The sequence below is a fragment of the Pseudomonas sp. NFACC08-1 genome (assembly GCF_900106735.1).
GTDB lineage: Bacteria > Pseudomonadota > Gammaproteobacteria > Pseudomonadales > Pseudomonadaceae > Aquipseudomonas > Aquipseudomonas fluorescens_Q.
Window position 1 is genome coordinate 14,703 of the sequence record NZ_FNNL01000005.1, and the last position, 19,791, is coordinate 34,493.

A 19,791-nucleotide genomic window follows, 5' to 3' on the forward strand; every position below is an offset into this window, starting at 1 on the left:
GTCAGGCAAAAGGATTCAAAGCATGTTCAACGGTAAATCGATTTTTATTTCCGGTGGCACCGGTTCGTTCGGGCGCAATTTCATCCGCCGGTTGCTGGAGCAATACCAGCCCAAGCGCGTGGTGGTATTTTCCCGCGATGAGCTCAAGCAATACGAAATGCAGCAGACGTTCAACGCCCCTTGCATGCGTTATTTTTTGGGGGACGTACGTGACGCTGACCGTTTGCGTCAGGCCATACGCGGGATTGACTACGTGGTGCATGCGGCGGCCCTCAAGCAAGTGCCAGCAGCGGAATACAACCCCACCGAATGCATACGCACCAACGTCAATGGCGCCGAGAACATTATTGCCTCAGCCATCGACAATGGTGTGAAAAAGGTCGTTGCGCTGTCCACCGACAAAGCGGCCAGCCCGATCAATCTATACGGCGCGACCAAGTTGCTGTCGGATAAACTGTTCGTGGCGGCCAACAATATCGCCGGTGAACAGCAGACCCGTTTCGCCGTGGTGCGTTACGGTAACGTCGCCGGCTCACGAGGCTCGGTGGTGCCATTTTTCAGCAAGCTTATTGCAGAAGGCGCCACGCAGCTACCGATTACCGATGAGCGCATGACCCGCTTCTGGATCACCCTTGATCACGGCGTGCAATTTGTGCTCGACAGCTTTGCCCGCATGCACGGCGGTGAAGTATTCGTGCCGAAGATTCCGTCGATTCGTATCGTCGATCTGGCGTTGGGCATGGCTGGGCATTTACCTCACCAGAACGTCGGTATTCGTCCTGGCGAAAAACTCCATGAGCTGATGGTGCCGCTCGATGATGCGCATGACCATCGAGTTTGCCGATCACTACACTATCCAGCCGTCGATTCGTTTCACCAGCGTGGATGTGGATTTCGCACAGGACAACCTGGGTGAGCGCGGCAAGCCTGTGGCGGAGGACTTCGAATATCGCTCCGACACCAATCCGCACTTTTTGTCGGTGGATCAGATTGCCGACCTTCATGCCCGGTTGCCGACATGATCCCCTACGGGCGGCAAAGTCTCGATCAGGCTGATATCGATGCAGTGATCGCGGTATTGCACTCCGATTGGCTGACCCAGGGGCCGACTCTTGAGCGTTTCGAGCAGGCCATGGCCTTGCGTTGCCAGGCCGCTCACGCCGTGGCGGTGTGCAATGCGACCGCTGCGCTGCACATTGCCTGCGTGGCGGCGGGGCTTGGGCCAGGTGATCGTTTATGGACCACCCCCAACACCTTCTTGGCCTCGGCCAACTGCGGGCGTTACTGCGGTGCGCAGGTCGATTTTGTTGATATAGATCCACCGACCTGGAATCTCGATGCCGCTGCCCTTGCCACAAAACTTGAAGAGGCCGAGCGCGATGGGAGGCTGCCCAAGGTGCTGGTGGCGGTGGCGTTCTCGGGACAAAGCTGTGACATGCGCAGAATCGGTCAGCTATCCGAGCGATACGGCTTTACAGTGATAGAGGATGCTTCCCATGCCGTGGGGGCGTCTTATGCGGGCCGGCCGGTGGGCTGCGGCGAGTTCGCGGACATGACCGTGTTCAGTTTCCACCCGGTGAAAATCATCACCAGCGCCGAAGGCGGCATGGTCCTGACCAATCGCCCGGACCTGGCACAGCGCCTGCAACGCCTGCGCAGCCACGGAATGACCCGCGACGCCGGACAAATGACCGAGCCCAGCCATGGACCGTGGTATTACCAGCAAGTCGAGTTGGGTTTCAATTACCGCATGACAGACCTGCAGGCCGCGCTGGGGCTCTCGCAGTTGAACAAGCTGGATGGGTTTATCGCACGGCGCCGTGAGCTGGCAGCGCGATACCATCGTTTGCTGGGCGGTTTGCCATTGACCTTGCCCGGCTTACAGCCTGACGCGGAGTCGGCCTGGCATTTGTATGTGGTGCGCTTGCAACTCGATGCCATTACCCTCAACCATCTTCAGGTGTTCGAGGGCTTGCGTGCGGCCGGGATTGGCGTAAACCTGCATTACGTTCCGGTTCATTTGCAACCGTATTACCGTGACCTGGGATTCGCCACAGGTGATTTTCCCCAGGCCGAACGTTATTACAGCGAAGCCATCAGCTTGCCCATGTTTCCTTCCCTCAGTGATGAACAGCAGGACTATGTGGTCGAGCAACTGCGCCGATTGCTTGAGGAGTAACGAGGTGAACGCCATCGCGATCATTCCCGCCCGGGGCGGCAGCAAGCGGATTGCGCGCAAGAACCTGAAGCTGTTCGCTGACGTACCCATTATTGTCCACTCGATTCGCACGGCCCTGGCGTCGCGGCTGTTCGATGAGGTGATCGTCAGCACCGACGACGAAGAAATCGCCGAGCTGGCGCAGGTTCACGGCGCGAGGGTACCGTTTATGCGTCCGTCCGCGCTGGCTGATGATTTCACCGGGACGGCAGCGGTGATCGCCCATGCGGTGGGCGAGTTGCGCGAGCAGTCGTTCGATTTTGCCTGTTGTATCTATGGCACCGCGCCGCTGTTGCAGATGCGTTTCCTGCGTGAGGGATTTGAGTTGCTGCGCGAGCACCCTGACAAGTCGTTCGCGTTTTCAGTGTCCGGTTTTGGTTTTCCCGTACAACGGGCCTTGACCCTGGATGAGCAGGGCGCGCTGACCCCGCTCTATCCGCAGTTTCGCGACACTCGCTCCCAGGACCTGCCCCAAGCGTTTCAGGACGCCGGCCAATTCTACTGGGGGCGCCGGGAGGCATGGTTACGGGGGGACGTGCTATTTTCGTCCAAGAGTTTGCCGGTGATCCTGCCCCGCCATCTGGTGCAAGACATTGATACCCCTGAAGACTGGAAGCGGGCTGAATATCTCTACGCGGCCTTGAAAGCAGGCGGGGAGCTGCAATGAGGGTACTGATTCGCGCGGACGCTTCGCCAACCATTGGCAGCGGGCACATTGCTCGCTGCCTGACGCTGGCTCGCGAGTTGCGCGGGCAGGGGGCGCATGTCGCGTTTGCCTGTCGCTTGCTGTCAGGGCATCGATTACAGGCATTGGCAACCGAAGGCTTCGAAACCTTTGCCTTGCCGGATCTCTATCCCGACGAGGATCCGCTACAGGCGATCGAGTCGTTGCTGCCCTGGCAGGCGGATATCACTGCGTTGGAACAGGCCTTGAGCGGTCAGCGGGGTTTCGACTGGATCATCGTCGACCACTACGGCCTGGATCATCATTGGCAAACCGCCGCACGGCGCTTTGCGCCCAGGATCATGGCCCTGGACGACCTGGCAACGCATCCCTAGCGTCGATCTACTGCTCAATCAGAACCTGTCCGGCACCCGGGCCGCCTACGCAGGGCTATTGCCGGAGCATTGCCAGACACTGCTGGGGCCGCGGTACGCGTTGTTGCGTGATGAGTTTTGTGCTCGGGCGATTGAGCCAAAACCCAAGGTCAGAAGGGTATTGGTTAACTTCGGCGGGTTTGATGCAGCGATGCAAACCCATCACGCCATGCGGGCGATGGTGGATTTTCATAATCTTGACGTCGATTTTGTCGCCGGAGCCGACAACCCGGCCTGGGCTCAGATGCAGGCGATGGTGGCGAGTCGGCCGCGCTGGCGGTTGCACAGCTTCGTGCGTAACTTTCATCAGCTCATGTTCGAGGCCGACCTGTTCATTGGCGCCGGTGATGGTACCAGTTGGGAACGCGCCGTAATGGGGCTGCCGACAATTTGCATTGCGGTGTCGAACAATCAACAGGCCAATGGCGAGGTGATGGCGACGTTCGGCGCACACGTGTATCTCGGTCCTCGGGAAGCGGTCAGCGTCGAGCAGTTGCGCCAGGCCATTGGGTTCGTTGCGGACAATCACGGCATGCGCTGTAGTTTGGCCCAGCGCTCACGGCAATTGGTCGATGGCTTGGGCGCAAAAAGGGTCGCCGCGACGCTGGCCGGTGCCTTGCTCCAGATTCGCCCGGCCACGCAAGCCGACGCCCAGCTGCTTTTTGACGGTCGTAACGCCGAGGCCGTGCGCCGCGTATCGCTGGATACGTCGATCATTGACTGGGACCGCCATTGCCAATGGCTACAAGCAAGCCTGGTCAACGCACAGCGTCTGTTACTGATCGGCGAATCCACGGACGGGCCCGTGGGCGCCTTACGGTATGACTTGCAAGGCAGCGAGGCGCTGGTGTCGATTTATCTGTTCGAAAGTCGCCTGGGGTTTGGTTGGGGCAGGGCGCTACTGGCCCATGGCGAAGCCTTTGTCACCACCCATTGGCCTCAACTACGGACTCTCACTGCGCAAATATTACCCGGCAACCCAGCATCCCTGAACCTGTTTCGACAGGCCGGTTTTATTCAAGGTACCTGCGTGTTTACGCGTGTATTGAAGGATCACCCCCATGAGTAGTTTCAAGATTGGCCACCGCAGCATCGGGGCGCAGGTGCCACCGTTCATCATTGCCGAGATGAGCGGCAACCATAACCAGTCCTTGGAGGTGGCGTTGCAGATCGTCGAGGCCGCCGCCCGAGCCGGTGCCCACGCCTTGAAACTGCAGACCTACACCGCCGATACCATGACGCTGGATTTGAGCGAAGGTGAGTTCTTCATCAAGGACCCCAACAGCCTGTGGGCCGGGACCTCGCTTTATGACTTGTACGAAAAGGCTCATACACCGTGGGAGTGGCATGCGCCAATTTTCGCCCGGGCAAAGGCGCTGGGCATGCTGGCGTTCTCGACCCCGTTTGACGAGACAGCCGTGGATTTCCTTGAGAGCCTGGAGGTGCCGGCCTACAAGATCGCCAGTTTCGAGAACACGGACTTGCCGCTGATCCGCCGGGTCGCTGCCACCGGTAAGCCGTTGATTATTTCTACCGGCATGGCAAGCATCGCCGAGCTCGACGACACCGTGCGTGCTGCCCGCCAAGCCGGCTGCAAGGATCTGGTGCTGCTTAAATGCACCAGCACTTATCCGGCCACGCCAGTCAACAGCAATGTGCGCACCATCGCTCATTTGCGAGAGTTGTTCGGCTGTGAAGTGGGCTTGTCGGACCATTCCATGGGCGTTGGGGTGTCTGTCGCCGCCGTGGCGTTGGGGGCGACTGTGGTGGAAAAACATTTCACCCTTGACCGCGCCGCTGGCGGAGTCGACGCCAGTTTCTCCCTGGAACCGGCGGAACTCGCGGCGCTGGTGATTGAAACCGAGCGCGCCTGGCAGGCGCTTGGGCAGGTGCATTATGGCGTGACGGAGGCTGAGCGCAAATCGCTGGTTTTCCGTCGTTCGTTGTACGTAACGCAGGACATGAGCCCTGGCGATGTGTTTACACCGCAGAACGTCCGGGCCATTCGCCCGGGCTTGGGGCTGGCGCCCAAACATGCCGAATCCCTGATGGGCCGTCGCGCTCGCCAGGCGATCACGCGGGGTACACCTCTGGCCTGGTCGCTGGTGCACTAGCTTTATGATCGAGCTTAATCAGCAAAATCGCGTGACCTGCGAGTCATAACGCGCATCTTCACTGTATTGTATTGACCGGGAAGATGGCGCCTGGCCCTTATCAGGACCAGTGATAGCCCTTTACACTTCCCGCTTGTCGGCGCCCCTCGATTCCTTGCGAGCGGTGGTATTGGGCTGTTTTTGATTGGGAAGCCGTAATGATTGGCATAAAAAGCATTGCGAGCTACGTTCCTGTAGCCGGCGTGGACAATTACGCACAAGGTGCAAAATTTGAGAAGGATGAAGAATTCATCCTTGGCAAGATTGGTTCGGCCTTCTTGCCACGCAAGGATGACGGGCAGGAAACCTCGGACCTGTGTGTAGAAGCGGCCAATGCGCTGTTTGCCAACAATCCCGGCCTGAAACGCGAATCCATCGACGTGCTGATCGTCGTTACGCAGAACGGCGATGAAGAAGGCTTGCCGCACACGGCCGCCATCGTCCAGGACAAGCTCGGCCTGCCCACTACGGTGGCGGCGTTCGATATTTCCCTGGGTTGCTCGGGTTATGTCTATGGCATCTACGCCATCAAGGGCTTCATGGAGGCCGCTGGCCTGAAGAATGGCTTGCTGGTGACCGCCGACCCGTATTCGAAGATCGTCGACCCGGAAGACCGCAACACCACGATGCTGTTTGGCGACGCCGCCACCGCCACCTGGATGGGTGAAGATGCGCCGTGGCAACTGGGCAAGGCCAAGTTTGGCACTGACGGTTCCGGTGCGCCGCACCTCAAGGTCAGCGACGGTGTGTTCTTCATGAACGGTCGCCAGGTGTTCAACTTTGCGTTGCTCAAGGTGCCGGCTCATTTGCATGAGCTACTGTCCGAATCCAACCTGCAGCCCAGTGATATCGATGCGTTTTGCATTCACCAGGGCAGCGCGGCGATTGTCGATGCCGTGGCGCGGCGCTTCGAAGGCGAGCCGGAGAAGTTCATCAAGGACATGGTCGAGACCGGCAACACCGTGTCGTCGAGCATTCCACTGCTGCTGGAGAAGCATGTGCTCGATTCCGATTGGAAGCGCGTGGCCTTGAGCGGTTTCGGTGTGGGCCTGTCATGGGGCTCGGCGATCATCTATCGCCCGTGAGCCAATAAAACCCAGGCACAAAAATGGCGTCCAAGGTGTAACCTTGAACGCTATTTTTTTGCCTGACGCGAAAGCGAGACACCATGAGCGAGTTCTTCGAGCGCAATCTCCAAATAATCCAGCAGCGTTGGCCAGTCTTGGCTGAGCGCTTGTCGATGGAGGATGTCGGTGGATTGCAAGTCGATCTGGTAGAGGGGCTTGGGTCGACGTTGAGCGTCAATGGTATCCAACTGACCAGCCGGCATGACCGTCTCGCCGAGGCGGACCAGCAAGCCGCCAGTGTGGCGTTAGATGCCTCCATTGTGCATGTCTATGGTACCGGGCTCGGCGATCTGCAGAATCGCTTGCTGGAGCGGGCCGGACTTGAACGGTTATTTGTGCATGTCCTCAACGGTGCGGTATTCGCCCTGGTGCTGCAGGTGCTGGATCAATCTCCTTGGCTTGCCGATCCGAGAGTGGTGCTGCTCTATGCCGGTGATCTGGCGGAAATCCAACTGCCATTTTTCGCTCTTCCCGCCGAATTGGTGCTGGCCGATGATTACAGCGCCAAGATTCGTGATCGGTTGATCAGTGAAATTCATCTGGACTTCACTAACCGCGCGTTCGATCCGCAGTCCCCTGAGATTGTCGAGCGCTTGCAGTCGACTTTCAGTCTTGTGCGTGAAGATCGTGACGTTGCCGAGCTGTTCGGCACCTTGAACGGGCGTGAGGCGTTTGTCGTTGCTACCGGCCCCAGTCTCGAACAGCACTTCGAGAAACTGCGTCGTCTGAGCAAACAAACCGAGCGACCGTTGCTGATTTGTGTCGATACTGCTTACCGACCGTTGATCGATCGTGGCATTACCCCGGATATCGTGGTCAGCATCGACCAGCGTATCTCGGCGCGTCATCTTCCATCCGAAAGTACGGACGCCATTGCCCTGGTCTATCTGCCGATGGCCGACCCGTTGGTGATCGGGGCTTGGCAGGGGCCGCGTTACGCCGGTTACTCTTCGAGTCCCATCTACCTTCAGATGCGGGGACTGTTGCGCCGGGCCGAACTCCATGTAGGCGGCAGCGTGATTCATCCGGCTGTCGATCTGGCGGTGAAAATGGGGGCTGCGCAGGTCACGCTCTTCGGTGCTGATTTTGCCTTTCCCCATGACAAGACTCATGCAGGTTGGGGGGACGGTGACTTGGGACCGCAGTTGGCCGCGTCCAGGCATTGGGTGTTCGATGGGTATGGCCGGCGAGTCAAGACCCAGCTCAACTTCCGCGGTTACCTCTGCGAGCTGGAGCGTTTTATTGCCGGTAACCCCCAGGTGCGTTTCCATAACAGCAGTCGGGACGGGGCTATGATTGCGGGCACTGATTTCCACCCGGAGTATGTGCAATGAACCCGCTTCAAGGGGTGGTTGATGACGCCCGCGAATGCGCACGCCTGTTTCGTCTCGGAAGGGACATTGAGGCGGGATTGGCAATGGTCGTGTTGATCGAATCGGCTCAGCCCTTGGTTGAATCGATGCCGGGCGATGTCCCCTCGTCATGGAACACGCTACTTGCCTTGATGCTGGGTGATCAGCAGGCGCAGAACTGGATCTCCTTGGCCGATTATCTGGAGTACGAGTGGGTCCAACTGCTGACCGCTGATCAGTCGTTATGATTTTTTTGCCACCGCACCGCTGCCATTCATCTCCAGCGACATCGGCGGCGTTTCCCTGACGCCATTTTTCTACCTTTGCACGGCGGCCAAGTCCTTGATTTATGAGGGGTGGCACCCTGATGGCAAAAATTTTGAAAATTCTGCTAAAGCAAGTTCCGATTACGACGATAACTATTACGAAGGTTCTCTAGGCCACACCCGGCGGTTGCCAGGGCCGGAAGCCGCAGTACCCAACCAACGAGGAATTCGTCATGGCTTTAACAGTAAACACCAACGTCACATCGTTGAACGTTCAAAAGAACCTGAACAAGGCTTCCGATGCACTGTCCACTTCGATGACCCGTCTGTCTTCCGGCCTGAAAATCAACAGCGCCAAAGACGACGCCGCCGGCCTGCAAATCGCTACCCGTATGACTTCGCAAATTCGCGGTCAGACTGTTGCGATCAAAAACGCCAACGACGGTATCTCCATCGCTCAGACCGCTGAAGGTGCTCTGCAGGAATCCACCAACATCCTGCAGCGTATGCGTGAACTGGCTGTCCAGGCACGAAACGACTCCAACGGTACCGCTGACCGTGAAGCTCTGAACAAAGAATTTGCTCAGATGTCGGACGAACTGACCCGTATCGCCGAGTCGACCAACCTGAACGGCAAGAACCTGATCGACGGTTCCGCTGGCACTATGACTTTCCAGGTCGGTTCCAACACTGGTGCCACCAACCAGATCACCCTGACCCTCGATAGCGGCTTCGACGCAGCGACCCTGAGCGTTGATTCTGCAACTGTTACCATCACTGGTAACGACAGCGCCACCGCCGAAGCCAGCACCTCTGCTGCAATGGACGCGATCGATGCCGCTCTGGCAACCATCAACGCCAGCCGTGCTGACCTCGGTGCTGCACAAAACCGTCTGACCAGCACCATCTCCAACCTGCAGAACGTCAACGAAAACGCCGCCGCTGCACTGGGTCGCGTACAAGACACCGACTTCGCTGCTGAAACTGCCCAGCTGACCAAGCAGCAGACTCTGCAACAGGCTTCCACTTCGGTTCTGGCCCAGGCCAACCAGTTGCCATCCGCTGTACTGAAGCTGCTTCAGTAATAGCTGGATGAGTTTTAGCGGGGGAGTGCGCTTGCGTACTCTCTCGCTTTTTCCGTTCAAGAGGTGATGGACATGGATATGAGCGTGAAGCTGAACTTGTCTTATCCGGCGGTGAAACCGGCGCCCAGTGTGGCCGATAAGCCCGTGGAGAAGCCTCGGGCCGAGGTTGCGGTGGTAGCTCCGGTCAAAGAAGCCCCTAAGGATGCTGCTGCTGAGCAGGACAAACTGAAGAAGGCCGTTCAGGAAATCGAGAAGTTCGTTCAGTCGGTCAAGCGCAACCTGGAGTTCTCGATCGATGAGCCTTCAGGCAAAGTAGTCGTTAAAGTGATCGCCAGTGGTTCCGGTGAAGTGATTCGCCAGATCCCGAATGAAGAAGTTCTGAAACTGGCCAATAGTTTGAATGATGCAAACAGCTTGTTGTTCAGCGCAGAAGCCTGACAACCGGCACGAATTTTGTTGTTATGTTCTTTTGGGCGTTGTAAGGGTCAAAAGACCGGCGACACACTGAAGGGAGTCTCACATGGCAAGTCCAATTCTACCTGGCTTGGGTTTAGGCTCCGGCCTTGATACCACTGCTATCGTCAAGGCACTGGTTGATTCTGACAAGGCGGCCAAGCAAGGTCAGATCGACCGCGCCACCAAAACCAACACGGCCAATATTTCAGGGATCGGCACCCTGAAGTCGTTGCTGGCTACCTTTCAGTCCGCGCTTGAAAGCCTGGGTAGCACGACCACCCCTCAGTTCACCGGAGTTGCTGCCACGTCGGCCAACAACAGTGCCTTGACGGTGACGGCCGGCAACTCGGCGGTAAGCGGCACTTACGCGGTAAACGTCACTCAGTTGGCGACGTCATCAAAAGTCGCCACCGCCGCGTTCGCCGGTGGCGCTTCCAGTGCCGTAGAGGCTGGCACGCTGACCATTAGTCAAAGTGGTAAGGATTACACGCTTGATATTCCGGCCGACGCGACGCTGCAGTCGGTTCGAGACGCGATCAATAGCAAGTATTCTTCCAGTGGTTTGACTGCCAACATCGTCACGGACAATTTTGGTTCCCGTTTAGTGGTGGGATCGACAAAAACTGGCGCAGGCAGTGATATTTCGCTCAGCGGTATTGCCAGCCTGGCTGCCAACGGCTCCGTGGAGATGGGGACGCCTAGTGCAACCTCTTCGGGATCAATCGGCCTCGCCAAGGACGCGGTTTTTACGGTCGATGGGCTGTCGATGACCAGTCCAACCAACAAGTTGGATAATGTTATTTCTGGTTTGAATATGACATTGCTCGTCGCCGGTTCCGGACCGACGACTGTCACCGTCGCCACCAACGCCGATGGCCTGAAAGCTTCGATCCAAAAATTCGTCGATGCTTATAATGCCATTGCCAAGGCAGTCACCTCGTTGACCAAGCCTTCGACGGACGCTAATGGTAATTCGGTCCCGGCAGCGCTGACGGGCGACTCGTTGCCGCGTTCTCTGTTGGCGGCCATTCGTGCGCCTTTGTCCGAAACAGGAGCGGGCGACAAGCTCACCGTACTGTCTCAGTTGGGTATCACCACCAACCAGACAACGGGTGCGCTTGATTTCAACAGCGCGAAATTCACCGAAGCCTTGAACACCAAGCAGTTGGGGGGAGAGGTCCAGACGCTGTTCACCGGTGAAAACGGTTTGATCGAGCGTATGCAGAACGCGCTCAAGCCTTACACTGAGACTGGCAAAAAAGATTCCAACGGCAAGCCTGTCGATAACATCCTGACGGCACGCTCCAAAAATCTTGAAATCCTCAAGGCGAAATTGGGCGAAGATCAGTTGGCCTTGGACCGTCGGATCGAGACCCTGACTGCTGTGCTGACCAAAAAGTACAACGACATGGATACCTTGGTCGGCAAGCTGAAAGCCACCGCCAGCAACATCACTTCCATGTTCGAAGCATTGACGGCACAACAGAAGAACAGCTGATTTTCGACCGATGCAAAAAGCCCGGCAGCGATTTGACAGCGCTCCGGGCTTTCGGCTTTTCGACCTAAAGTTTTTTGACGCAGTGTCGATACGCTGTTTATACGAACCGAAGTTTTTTGATGAGGTAGAACATGAATCCGATGTTAGCCCTTCGCCAATACCAGAAGATTGGCGCCCAGGCGCAAACCTCCGAAGCAAGTCCCCATCGTCTCGTGCAGATGCTCATGGAGGGCGGGTTGGACCGTATCGCCCAGGCCAAGGGTGCGATGGAACGCAAGGATATTGCCAACAAAGGCGTACTGATCAGCAAGGCTATCGGTATCGTTGGCGGCTTGCGTGAAGGCCTGGACCTGGAGAACCAGGCTGAGTCGGTAGCCGAACTGGATGCTCTCTACACCTACATGATGAAGCGCCTGGCCGAAGCCAATGCCAAGACCGATCCGAAGATCCTCGACGAAGTCGCCGATCTGCTTCGCACGGTCAAGGAAGGCTGGGACGGCATTGCGCCACCTGGTCCGCAATTCTAAGGAGTACGCTCATGAGTCTTGTCTTGCAGCGAATAGAACAAACCCGTGACGCCCTGGTCGATGCTTTGGCAGCGCGTAACTGGGAGGCCATCGGTCAGTTGGACCTGGCGTGCCGTTCCTGCATGGAAGACGTCCTGGGTGAGCCTCAGGTGGACGAGGCGGCGTTGCGGATCAATCTTGAGGAATTGCTAGGGGTCTATCGGCAATTGCTGGAGGCTGCGACGGGAGAGCGTCAGGCGATCGTCGACGAGATGCAACAGATCCATCAAGCACAGAACGCCGCAAAGGTTTACCATCTGTTCGGTTAATGCTCAGTTAATCCGAGCCCGTTGCGCCATAAATTTGACTGTGCACGGTTTTTTGACTTAACTAGTAGCTGTTTACAGATTTAAGGCGTCTACAGGCATGACAAGTCTGCAAGCGTCTAGCTTGCCCCTAATTTCGGGCATTGGGTTGACTAGGGAAGTTGCTATTGCATGTGGCGTGAAACCAAAATTCTCCTGATCGATGACGATAGCGTCCGCCGCCGCGACCTGGCGGTGATCCTAAATTTTCTTGGTGAAGAAAATTTACCCTGCGGAAGCCATGACTGGCAGCAGGCTGTCGGCTCATTGTCGTCCAGTCGTGAAGTCATCTGTGTCCTTATCGGGACCGTAAATGCTCCCGCAACGCTTTTGGGCTTGCTAAAGACACTCTCAACCTGGGATGAGTTCCTTCCGGTTTTGTTAATGGGCGAAAATTCTTCCCTTGACTTGCCTGAAGACCAGCGCCGCCGGGTACTTTCCACGCTCGAAATGCCGCCCAGCTACAGCAAGCTGCTGGATTCTCTGCATCGCGCGCAGGTTTATCGCGAGATGTATGACCAGGCCCGCGAGCGTGGCAGGCATCGCGAACCCAATCTCTTCCGTAGCCTCGTCGGCACCAGCCGGGCGATCCAGCACGTGCGCCAGATGATGCAGCAGGTCGCCGATACCGACGCCAGCGTATTGATTCTCGGCGAGTCGGGCACCGGCAAGGAAGTGGTCGCGCGCAACCTGCATTACCACTCCAAGCGCCGCGAAGCGCCGTTCGTGCCAGTCAACTGTGGCGCGATCCCGGCCGAGTTGCTGGAAAGCGAACTGTTCGGCCATGAGAAAGGCGCCTTCACCGGCGCGATCACCAGCCGCGCCGGGCGTTTCGAACTGGCCAACGGCGGTACGCTGTTTCTCGATGAAATCGGCGACATGCCGCTGCCGATGCAGGTCAAGCTGTTGCGGGTCCTGCAGGAGCGCACCTTCGAGCGCGTAGGCAGCAACAAGACCCAGAGCGTTGATGTGCGCATCATTGCCGCTACGCACAAGAACCTCGAGAGCATGATCGAGGTTGGCAGTTTCCGCGAAGACCTCTATTACCGTCTTAACGTTTTCCCGATCGAAATGGCGCCGCTGCGTGAGCGGGTCGAAGACATCCCGTTGCTGATGAACGAACTGATCTCGCGCATGGAGCACGAGAAACGCGGTTCGATCCGCTTCAACTCGGCGGCGATCATGTCCCTCTGTCGCCATGGCTGGCCGGGTAACGTCCGTGAGCTGGCCAACCTGGTGGAGCGCATGGCGATCATGCACCCGTACGGGGTGATTGGCGTGAACGAACTGCCGAAGAAATTCCGCTACGTCGACGACGAAGACGAGCAAATGGTCGACAGCCTGCGCAGCGACCTGGAGGAGCGGGTGGCCATCAACGGTCACACGCCGGACTTTACCGCCAATGCCTTGCTGCCGCCCGAAGGCCTGGATCTCAAGGATTACCTGGGAGGCCTTGAACAAGGGCTGATCCAGCAGGCGCTGGACGATGCCAACGGCATCGTGGCCCGCGCCGCAGAACGCCTGCGCATCCGTCGCACCACCCTGGTGGAGAAGATGCGCAAGTACGGCATGAGCCGTCGCGAAGGAGATGAACAGGCGGATGATTGACGCCTGTTTTCCAACCGCCTGATTTTCAGGCGGTTTTTTTTCGGCACGGGTATTGCTATAGCCCTCGCAACGTTCCGTTTAACTGACGGTCAGCCAAGCGAGAGAGCACGATGACCCAAGTCGCCCAGATGTCTCCTGTCCCCGAGCCGGGACACATGCCCTCCGCCGAGCAGGCAAGCCGGCTTGGACTTGAGCAGGCATTTTCGCTGTTCAGCCAGATGTCCAGCCAACTGACGGATTCCTACAGCCTGCTTGAAGCCCGGGTCACCGAGCTCAAGGGTGAGCTGGCCGTGGTCAGCGCCCAGCGCATGCAGGAGCTGGCGGAAAAGGAGCGCCTGGCCAATCGTCTGCAAAATCTCCTCGACCTGTTGCCTGGTGGCGTGATCGTCATCGACGCCCACGGCCGTGTGCGCGAAGCCAACCCGGCGGCCTGCGAGTTGCTCGGCCTGCCCCTGGAAGGCGAGCTGTGGCGGCACGTCATCGCCCGCTGCTTTGCGCCCCGGGACGACGATGGTCATGAGGTCTCCCTCAAGGACGGTCGGCGCCTGTCCATCTCGACGCGCTCGCTGGACGCCGAGCCTGGGCAATTGGTGCTACTCAATGACTTGACTGAAACCCGGCACCTGCAAGACCAGTTGGCTCGCCACGAGCGCTTGTCTTCCCTGGGGCGGATGGTAGCGTCGCTGGCCCATCAGATTCGTACGCCGCTTTCTGCCGCGCTGCTCTATGCCAGTCATCTGACTGAACAGCAATTGCCGATGGAAACCCAGCAACGCTTCGCCGGACGCTTGAAAGAGCGCCTGCACGAACTGGAGCACCAGGTGCGGGACATGCTGGTATTCGCTCGCGGCGAGTTGCCGTTGACCGACCGTGTCACCCCCAAGGCCTTGCTGCAATCACTGCAGGCCGCGGCGTTGACCCATGTACAGGAGCTGCCGATCCGCTGGCAGTGCGACAGTCACGTCGGCGAAGTGTTGTGTAACCGCGACACGTTGGTGGGCGCGGTGTTGAACCTCATTGAAAACGCGATCCAGGCCAGCGGCGGCGACGTCCGGCTGAAAGTGCACTTATATACACGCGATCACACCTTGCGCCTGTGTGTCAGCGACAACGGCAGTGGTATCGAGCCGGTCGTGCTGGCGCGCTTGGGCGAGCCATTCTTCACCACCAAGACCACTGGCACCGGCCTGGGCCTGACCGTGGTCAAGGCTGTGGCACGTGCCCATCAGGGAGAATTGCAACTGCGCTCGCGGCTGGGCCGTGGCACCTGTGCGACGGTGTGCTTGCCGCTGTTTTCCAATGCGCCAGGGGTGGAGTGAAAGCAATGGCGATCAAGGTGTTACTGGTTGAGGATGACCGGGCCCTGCGCGAGGCGCTGGCCGATACCCTGGTGCTGGCCGGGCACGACTACGCCGCCGTCGGTTCGGCGGAAGAGGCGCTGCTGGCGGTGGGGCGCGAAGCGTTCAGCCTGGTGGTCAGTGACGTCAATATGCCGGGCATGGACGGCCATCAATTGCTCGGCCTGTTACGTGCCCGTCAGCCGCAACTGCCCGTCTTGCTGATGACCGCTCACGGCGCCGTCGAGCGCGCGGTGGACGCCATGCGCCAGGGCGCCGCGGATTACCTGGTCAAGCCGTTCGAGCCAAAAGCACTGCTGGACCTGGTCGCACGCCATGCCTTGGGCAGCCTCGCGGTCGAGGGCGAAGGCCCGGTGGCCATCGAACCGGCCAGTGCGCAACTGCTGGAATTGGCCGCGCGGGTGGCGCGTAGCGATTCAACCGTGTTGATTTCCGGCGAGTCCGGTACGGGCAAGGAAGTGCTGGCGCGCTATATCCACCAGCAGTCCCGGCGCGCCAGCGAACCGTTCATTGCCATCAATTGCGCGGCGATTCCCGACAACATGCTCGAGGCGACACTATTCGGTCACGAAAAGGGCTCGTTCACCGGCGCCATCGCGGCCCAGGCCGGCAAGTTCGAGCAGGCCGACGGTGGCACGATCCTGCTCGATGAAATTTCCGAAATGCCGATGGGCTTGCAGGCCAAGTTGCTGCGGGTGTTGCAGGAGCGGGAAGTGGAGCGGGTCGGCGCGCGCAAGCCCATCAGCCTGGATATCCGCGTGGTGGCAACCACCAACCGCGATCTGGCCAGCGAAGTGGCGGCGGGACGGTTTCGTGAGGACCTCTATTACCGCTTGTCGGTATTCCCGCTGGCTTGGCGTCCGTTGCGCGAGCGCACCGCCGATATCCTGCCGCTGGCCGAGCGGTTGCTGAACAAGCACGTCAATAAAATGAAGCACGCGGCGGCCCGGCTTTCAGCCGAAGCCCGGGCTTGTCTGGTTGCCTACCCGTGGCCGGGGAATGTCCGAGAGCTCGATAACGCCATCCAGCGGGCCTTGATCCTGCAGCAGGGTGGCTTGATCCAGCCGGAGGATTTCTGCCTGGCGGGGCCGGTGGCCTGCGCGCCGTTGCCTGCGCTGTCGCCGGTGCCAGCAGCGGCCTTTGCCCCCTCGGTGGAAGTGGAAGGCGAGTCGGCCGGCGCCTTGGGAGACGACCTGCGTCGTCGCGAGTTCCAGATGATCATCGACACCCTGCGCGCCGAACGCGGTCGTCGCAAGGAGGCCGCCGAACGCCTGGGGATCAGCCCGCGCACCCTTCGCTACAAGCTGGCGCAAATGCGCGACGCCGGCATGGATGTCGAGGCTTATCTGTTCGCCAGTTGAATAAGCATAAGACCCCGCTGTGGGAGCGAGCTTGCTCGCGATAGCGGCGGGTCAGTGATGTGATGGGCAAGTTCGCTCCCACAATGAGGCAGTGCGCGCATTTGTTTTCCATCGCCATGGAGCTGGCACCCTTGTTGCTAATACCTGAATACCCGCTGAGTAAGTGTCAAAAAAATGCGGGCCGCCAGAGAGAGTAGACCATGAGCCAAGGTATTGAATTTAATCGGTTGATGTTGGACATGCGGGCCATGCAAATGGACGCCATGGCCCAGCCTAAATCGGTCGCGGTCCCCCAGGTGGGTGGCAGCAGCTTTTCCGACATGCTCGGTCAGGCCGTCAATAAAGTGAACGATACCCAGCAGGCATCGAACCAGTTGGCCAGTGCTTTCGAGATTGGCAAAAGTGGCGTCGACCTGACGGACGTAATGATCTCCTCGCAGAAAGCCAGTGTCTCGTTTCAGGCGTTGACCCAGGTTCGTAACAAACTGGTTCAAGCCTACCAAGACATCATGCAGATGCCGGTTTAAGGAAATTATTGAGTCATGGCAGAAGCAGCCGTTGATAACGTTCCGGCCAAGGCCACTCCGGTAGACGGCAAACCGCCGCTGTTCGGTCTGTCCTTCCTGGAAAATCTCTCCGAGATGACCATGCTGCGTCAGGTGGGCCTGTTGGTCGGCCTGGCTGCCAGCGTGGCGATTGGTTTTGCCGTGGTGCTGTGGTCCCAGCAGCCGGACTACCGGCCGCTGTATGGCAGCTTGGCGGGCATGGACGCCAAGCAAGTCATGGAAACCCTGGCTTCCGCCGACATTCCTTACACCGTCGAACCCAATTCCGGCGCGTTGCTGGTCAAGGCTGATGACGTTGCCCGTGCGCGCCTCAAGCTCGCCGCCGCTGGCGTGACGCCTACCGATGGCAACATCGGTTTCGAGATCCTGGACAAGGACCAGGGCCTGGGCACCAGCCAATTCATGGAAGCGACCCGTTATCGTCGCGGCCTGGAAGGTGAGCTGGCGCGGACCATTTCCAGCCTGAACAACGTCAAGGGCGCCCGTGTGCACCTGGCGATTCCGAAAAGCTCGGTGTTCGTGCGCGATGAACGCAAGCCCAGCGCTTCGGTATTGGTCGAGCTGTATTCGGGCCGTTCCCTGGAGCCAGGCCAGGTCGTGGCCATCGTCAATCTGGTGGCGACCAGCGTACCCGAACTGAGCAAATCGCAGATCACCGTGGTCGACCAGAAAGGCAACCTGTTGTCCGATCAGGCGGAAAACTCCGAACTGACCATGGCCGGCAAGCAATTCGATTACAGCCGCCGCATGGAAGGCATGCTGACCCAGCGGGTGCACAACATCCTGCAACCGATCCTGGGTAACGATCGCTACAAAGCCGAAGTGTCGGCCGATGTGGATTTCAGCGCCGTCGAGTCCACTTCCGAGCAGTTCAACCCGGACCAACCGGCGTTGCGCAGCGAACAGTCGGTGAATGAACAGCGTACCGCCAGCAATGGCCCGCAAGGCGTACCGGGTGCCCTGAGCAACCAGCCGCCATCGCCGGCCAGCGCGCCGCAGACCACCGGTGGCGCCACCGCGGCCGCCGGCATGGTGCAGCCTGGGCAGCCGCTGATCGATGCCAATGGCCAGCAGATCATGGATCCGGCCACCGGCCAGCCGATGCTGGCGCCGTATCCGGCCGACAAGCGTCAGCAGTCGACCAAGAACTTCGAGCTTGACCGCTCCATCAGCCACACCAAGCAGCAGCAGGGCCGTTTGACCCGCCTGTCGGTCGCCGTGGTGGTGGACGATCAGGTCAAGGTCAACGCGGCCAACGGCGAAACCAGTCGTGCGCCATGGAGCGCCGACGAATTGGCGCGCTTTACTCGCCTGGTGCAGGACGCCGTCGGTTTCGACGCCAGCCGCGGCGACAGCGTCAGCGTGATCAACGTGCCGTTCTCCCTGGAGCGCGGTGAAGTGATCGCCGATATTCCGTTTTATTCGCAACCCTGGTTCTGGGATGTGGTCAAGCAAGTACTGGGTGTGCTGTTTATCCTGGTGCTGGTGTTTGGCGTGCTGCGTCCGGTGCTCAACAACATCACCGGTGGCGGCAAGAACAAGCAGTTGGCAGCTTTCGGCGATGTCGAGCTGGGAGGCATGGGCGGCCTGGATGGCGAATTGGCCAACGATCGCGTCAGCCTCGGCGGTCCGCAGAGCATTCTGCTGCCAAGCCCGAGCGAAGGCTATGACGCTCAGTTGAACGCTATCAAGAGTCTGGTGGCAGAAGATCCGGGTCGTGTGGCCCAGGTCGTGAAAGAGTGGATTAACGCAGATGAGTGATAATCGAGCCGCTGTTGCCAAATTGTCCCGGGTCGACAAAGCCGCGATCCTGCTGCTGTCCCTGGGTTCGACCGACGCTGCCCAGGTGCTGCGCCACATGGGGCCCAAGGAGGTCCAGCGCGTGGGCGTGGCCATGGCGCAGATGGGTAACGTGCACCGTGAGCAGGTCGAGCAGGTGATGAGTGAGTTCGTCGACATCGTCGGCGATCAGACCAGCCTGGGCGTCGGTTCCGACGACTATGTGCGCAAGATGCTCACCCAGGCACTGGGCGAGGACAAGGCCAATGGCCTGATCGACCGGATCCTGCTGGGCGGCAACACCAGTGGCCTGGACAGCCTCAAGTGGATGGAACCGCGGGCGGTTGCCGACGTGATCCGTTACGAGCACCCGCAGATCCAGGCGATCGTGGTGGCTTACCTCGACCCGGACCAGGCCGGTGAAGTGCTGGGTAATTTCGACCACAAGGTGCGCCTGGACATCATCCTGCGGGTGTCTTCGCTCAACACCGTGCAGCCGGCGGCGCTGAAAGAATTGAACCAGATCCTCGAGAAGCAGTTCTCGGGCAACTCCAATGCCTCGCGCACCACCCTGGGCGGCATCAAGCGCGCGGCGGACATCATGAACTTCCTCGACAGTTCGATCGAAGGTCAGTTGATGGACTCGATTCGCGAGTTCGACGAAGACCTGTCCGGTCAGATCGAAGATCTCATGTTCGTGTTCAACAACCTGTCCGATGTCGACGATCGTGGCATCCAGGCGCTGTTGCGCGAAGTGTCGTCCGACGTGCTGGTACTGGCCCTCAAGGGCTCGGACGAAGGCGTCAAGGAAAAGATCTTCAAGAACATGTCCAAGCGGGCGGCCGAACTGTTGCGCGACGATCTCGAGGCCAAGGGCCCGGTACGCGTCAGCGACGTGGAAACCGCACAGAAGGAAATCCTCACCATCGCCCGCCGCATGGCCGAAGCCGGGGAGATCGTTCTCGGTGGCAAGGGCGGCGAAGAGATGATCTAAG

At 59.1% G+C, this 19,791-nt stretch carries 17 protein-coding genes and 2 pseudogenes; all 19 read left to right on the top strand.

Going from position 1 to position 19,791, the window contains the following annotated elements:
- Positions 1-22 precede the first annotated feature (22 nt).
- Positions 23-1,022 (top strand): annotated as a pseudogene (gene pseB, locus BLU76_RS11995) (UDP-N-acetylglucosamine 4,6-dehydratase (inverting)).
- The gene (gene pseC, locus BLU76_RS12000; protein ID WP_092222839.1) at positions 1,019-2,179 is read left to right on the top strand and encodes a UDP-4-amino-4,6-dideoxy-N-acetyl-beta-L-altrosamine transaminase; all 1,161 of its coding nucleotides are present in this window, start codon (positions 1,019-1,021) and stop codon (positions 2,177-2,179) included. Before pseB ends, pseC begins: the two are co-directional and overlap by 4 nt.
- A 4-nt stretch (positions 2,180-2,183) precedes the next feature.
- Positions 2,184-2,885: a pseudaminic acid cytidylyltransferase gene (gene pseF, locus BLU76_RS12005; RefSeq protein WP_092222841.1), complete on the top strand. Its 702-nt coding sequence runs from the start codon at positions 2,184-2,186 to the stop codon at positions 2,883-2,885.
- A pseudogene (pseG, locus tag BLU76_RS12010) lies at positions 2,882-4,385 on the top strand (UDP-2,4-diacetamido-2,4,6-trideoxy-beta-L-altropyranose hydrolase). Before pseF ends, pseG begins: the two are co-directional and overlap by 4 nt.
- The gene (pseI, locus tag BLU76_RS12015) at positions 4,378-5,430 is read left to right on the top strand and encodes a pseudaminic acid synthase (RefSeq protein ID WP_092222843.1); all 1,053 of its coding nucleotides are present in this window, start codon (positions 4,378-4,380) and stop codon (positions 5,428-5,430) included. Before pseG ends, pseI begins: the two are co-directional and overlap by 8 nt.
- Before the next feature lie 197 nt (positions 5,431-5,627).
- Entirely contained in the window at positions 5,628-6,554 is a 927-nt protein-coding gene (locus tag BLU76_RS12020) for a ketoacyl-ACP synthase III (protein ID WP_092222845.1), read from the top strand.
- An 83-nt stretch (positions 6,555-6,637) separates the two neighbouring features.
- Positions 6,638-7,930, top strand: a complete 1,293-nt coding sequence (locus BLU76_RS12025) for a motility associated factor glycosyltransferase family protein (RefSeq protein ID WP_092222847.1) — start codon at positions 6,638-6,640, stop codon at positions 7,928-7,930.
- The gene (locus BLU76_RS12030; protein WP_092222849.1) at positions 7,927-8,196 is read left to right on the top strand and encodes a hypothetical protein; all 270 of its coding nucleotides are present in this window, start codon (positions 7,927-7,929) and stop codon (positions 8,194-8,196) included. The genes BLU76_RS12025 and BLU76_RS12030 overlap by 4 nt, the downstream gene beginning before the upstream one ends.
- Positions 8,197-8,447: 251 nt before the next feature.
- Positions 8,448-9,299 carry a flagellin domain-containing protein gene (locus BLU76_RS12035; RefSeq protein ID WP_092222851.1) on the top strand — a complete coding sequence of 284 codons (852 nt, stop codon included), beginning with the start codon at positions 8,448-8,450 and terminating at the stop codon, positions 9,297-9,299.
- A 72-nt stretch (positions 9,300-9,371) separates the two neighbouring features.
- Positions 9,372-9,737, top strand: a complete 366-nt coding sequence (locus BLU76_RS12040; RefSeq protein ID WP_092222853.1) for a flagellar protein FlaG — start codon at positions 9,372-9,374, stop codon at positions 9,735-9,737.
- A gap of 82 nt (positions 9,738-9,819) precedes the next feature.
- The gene (fliD, locus tag BLU76_RS12045) at positions 9,820-11,253 is read left to right on the top strand and encodes a flagellar filament capping protein FliD (protein WP_092222855.1); all 1,434 of its coding nucleotides are present in this window, start codon (positions 9,820-9,822) and stop codon (positions 11,251-11,253) included.
- A gap of 131 nt (positions 11,254-11,384) precedes the next feature.
- Positions 11,385-11,780, top strand: a complete 396-nt coding sequence (gene fliS / locus BLU76_RS12050; protein WP_092222857.1) for a flagellar export chaperone FliS — start codon at positions 11,385-11,387, stop codon at positions 11,778-11,780.
- 11 nt (positions 11,781-11,791) lie between these two features.
- Positions 11,792-12,088: a flagellar protein FliT gene (locus BLU76_RS12055; protein WP_092144965.1), complete on the top strand. Its 297-nt coding sequence runs from the start codon at positions 11,792-11,794 to the stop codon at positions 12,086-12,088.
- Positions 12,089-12,256: 168 nt separating this feature from the next.
- Positions 12,257-13,732, top strand: coding sequence for a sigma-54 dependent transcriptional regulator (locus BLU76_RS12060; RefSeq protein ID WP_003199076.1), 1,476 nt, complete (start codon positions 12,257-12,259; stop codon positions 13,730-13,732).
- 110 nt (positions 13,733-13,842) lie between these two features.
- Positions 13,843-15,051, top strand: coding sequence for a sensor histidine kinase (locus BLU76_RS12065; protein ID WP_092222859.1), 1,209 nt, complete (start codon positions 13,843-13,845; stop codon positions 15,049-15,051).
- A gap of 5 nt (positions 15,052-15,056) precedes the next feature.
- Positions 15,057-16,451 carry a sigma-54-dependent response regulator transcription factor FleR gene (gene fleR / locus BLU76_RS12070; RefSeq protein WP_092222861.1) on the top strand — a complete coding sequence of 465 codons (1,395 nt, stop codon included), beginning with the start codon at positions 15,057-15,059 and terminating at the stop codon, positions 16,449-16,451.
- A gap of 200 nt (positions 16,452-16,651) precedes the next feature.
- Positions 16,652-16,978: a flagellar hook-basal body complex protein FliE gene (gene fliE, locus BLU76_RS12075; RefSeq protein WP_003199082.1), complete on the top strand. Its 327-nt coding sequence runs from the start codon at positions 16,652-16,654 to the stop codon at positions 16,976-16,978.
- 15 nt (positions 16,979-16,993) lie between these two features.
- Complete coding sequence (fliF, locus tag BLU76_RS12080) at positions 16,994-18,778, top strand: flagellar basal-body MS-ring/collar protein FliF (protein WP_092144961.1); 1,785 nt, start codon at positions 16,994-16,996, stop codon at positions 18,776-18,778.
- A complete protein-coding gene (fliG, locus tag BLU76_RS12085; RefSeq protein ID WP_003199086.1) occupies positions 18,771-19,790 on the top strand; it encodes a flagellar motor switch protein FliG in 1,020 nt (339 codons plus the stop codon). The genes fliF and fliG overlap by 8 nt, the downstream gene beginning before the upstream one ends.
- Position 19,791: the final 1 nt, after the last annotated feature.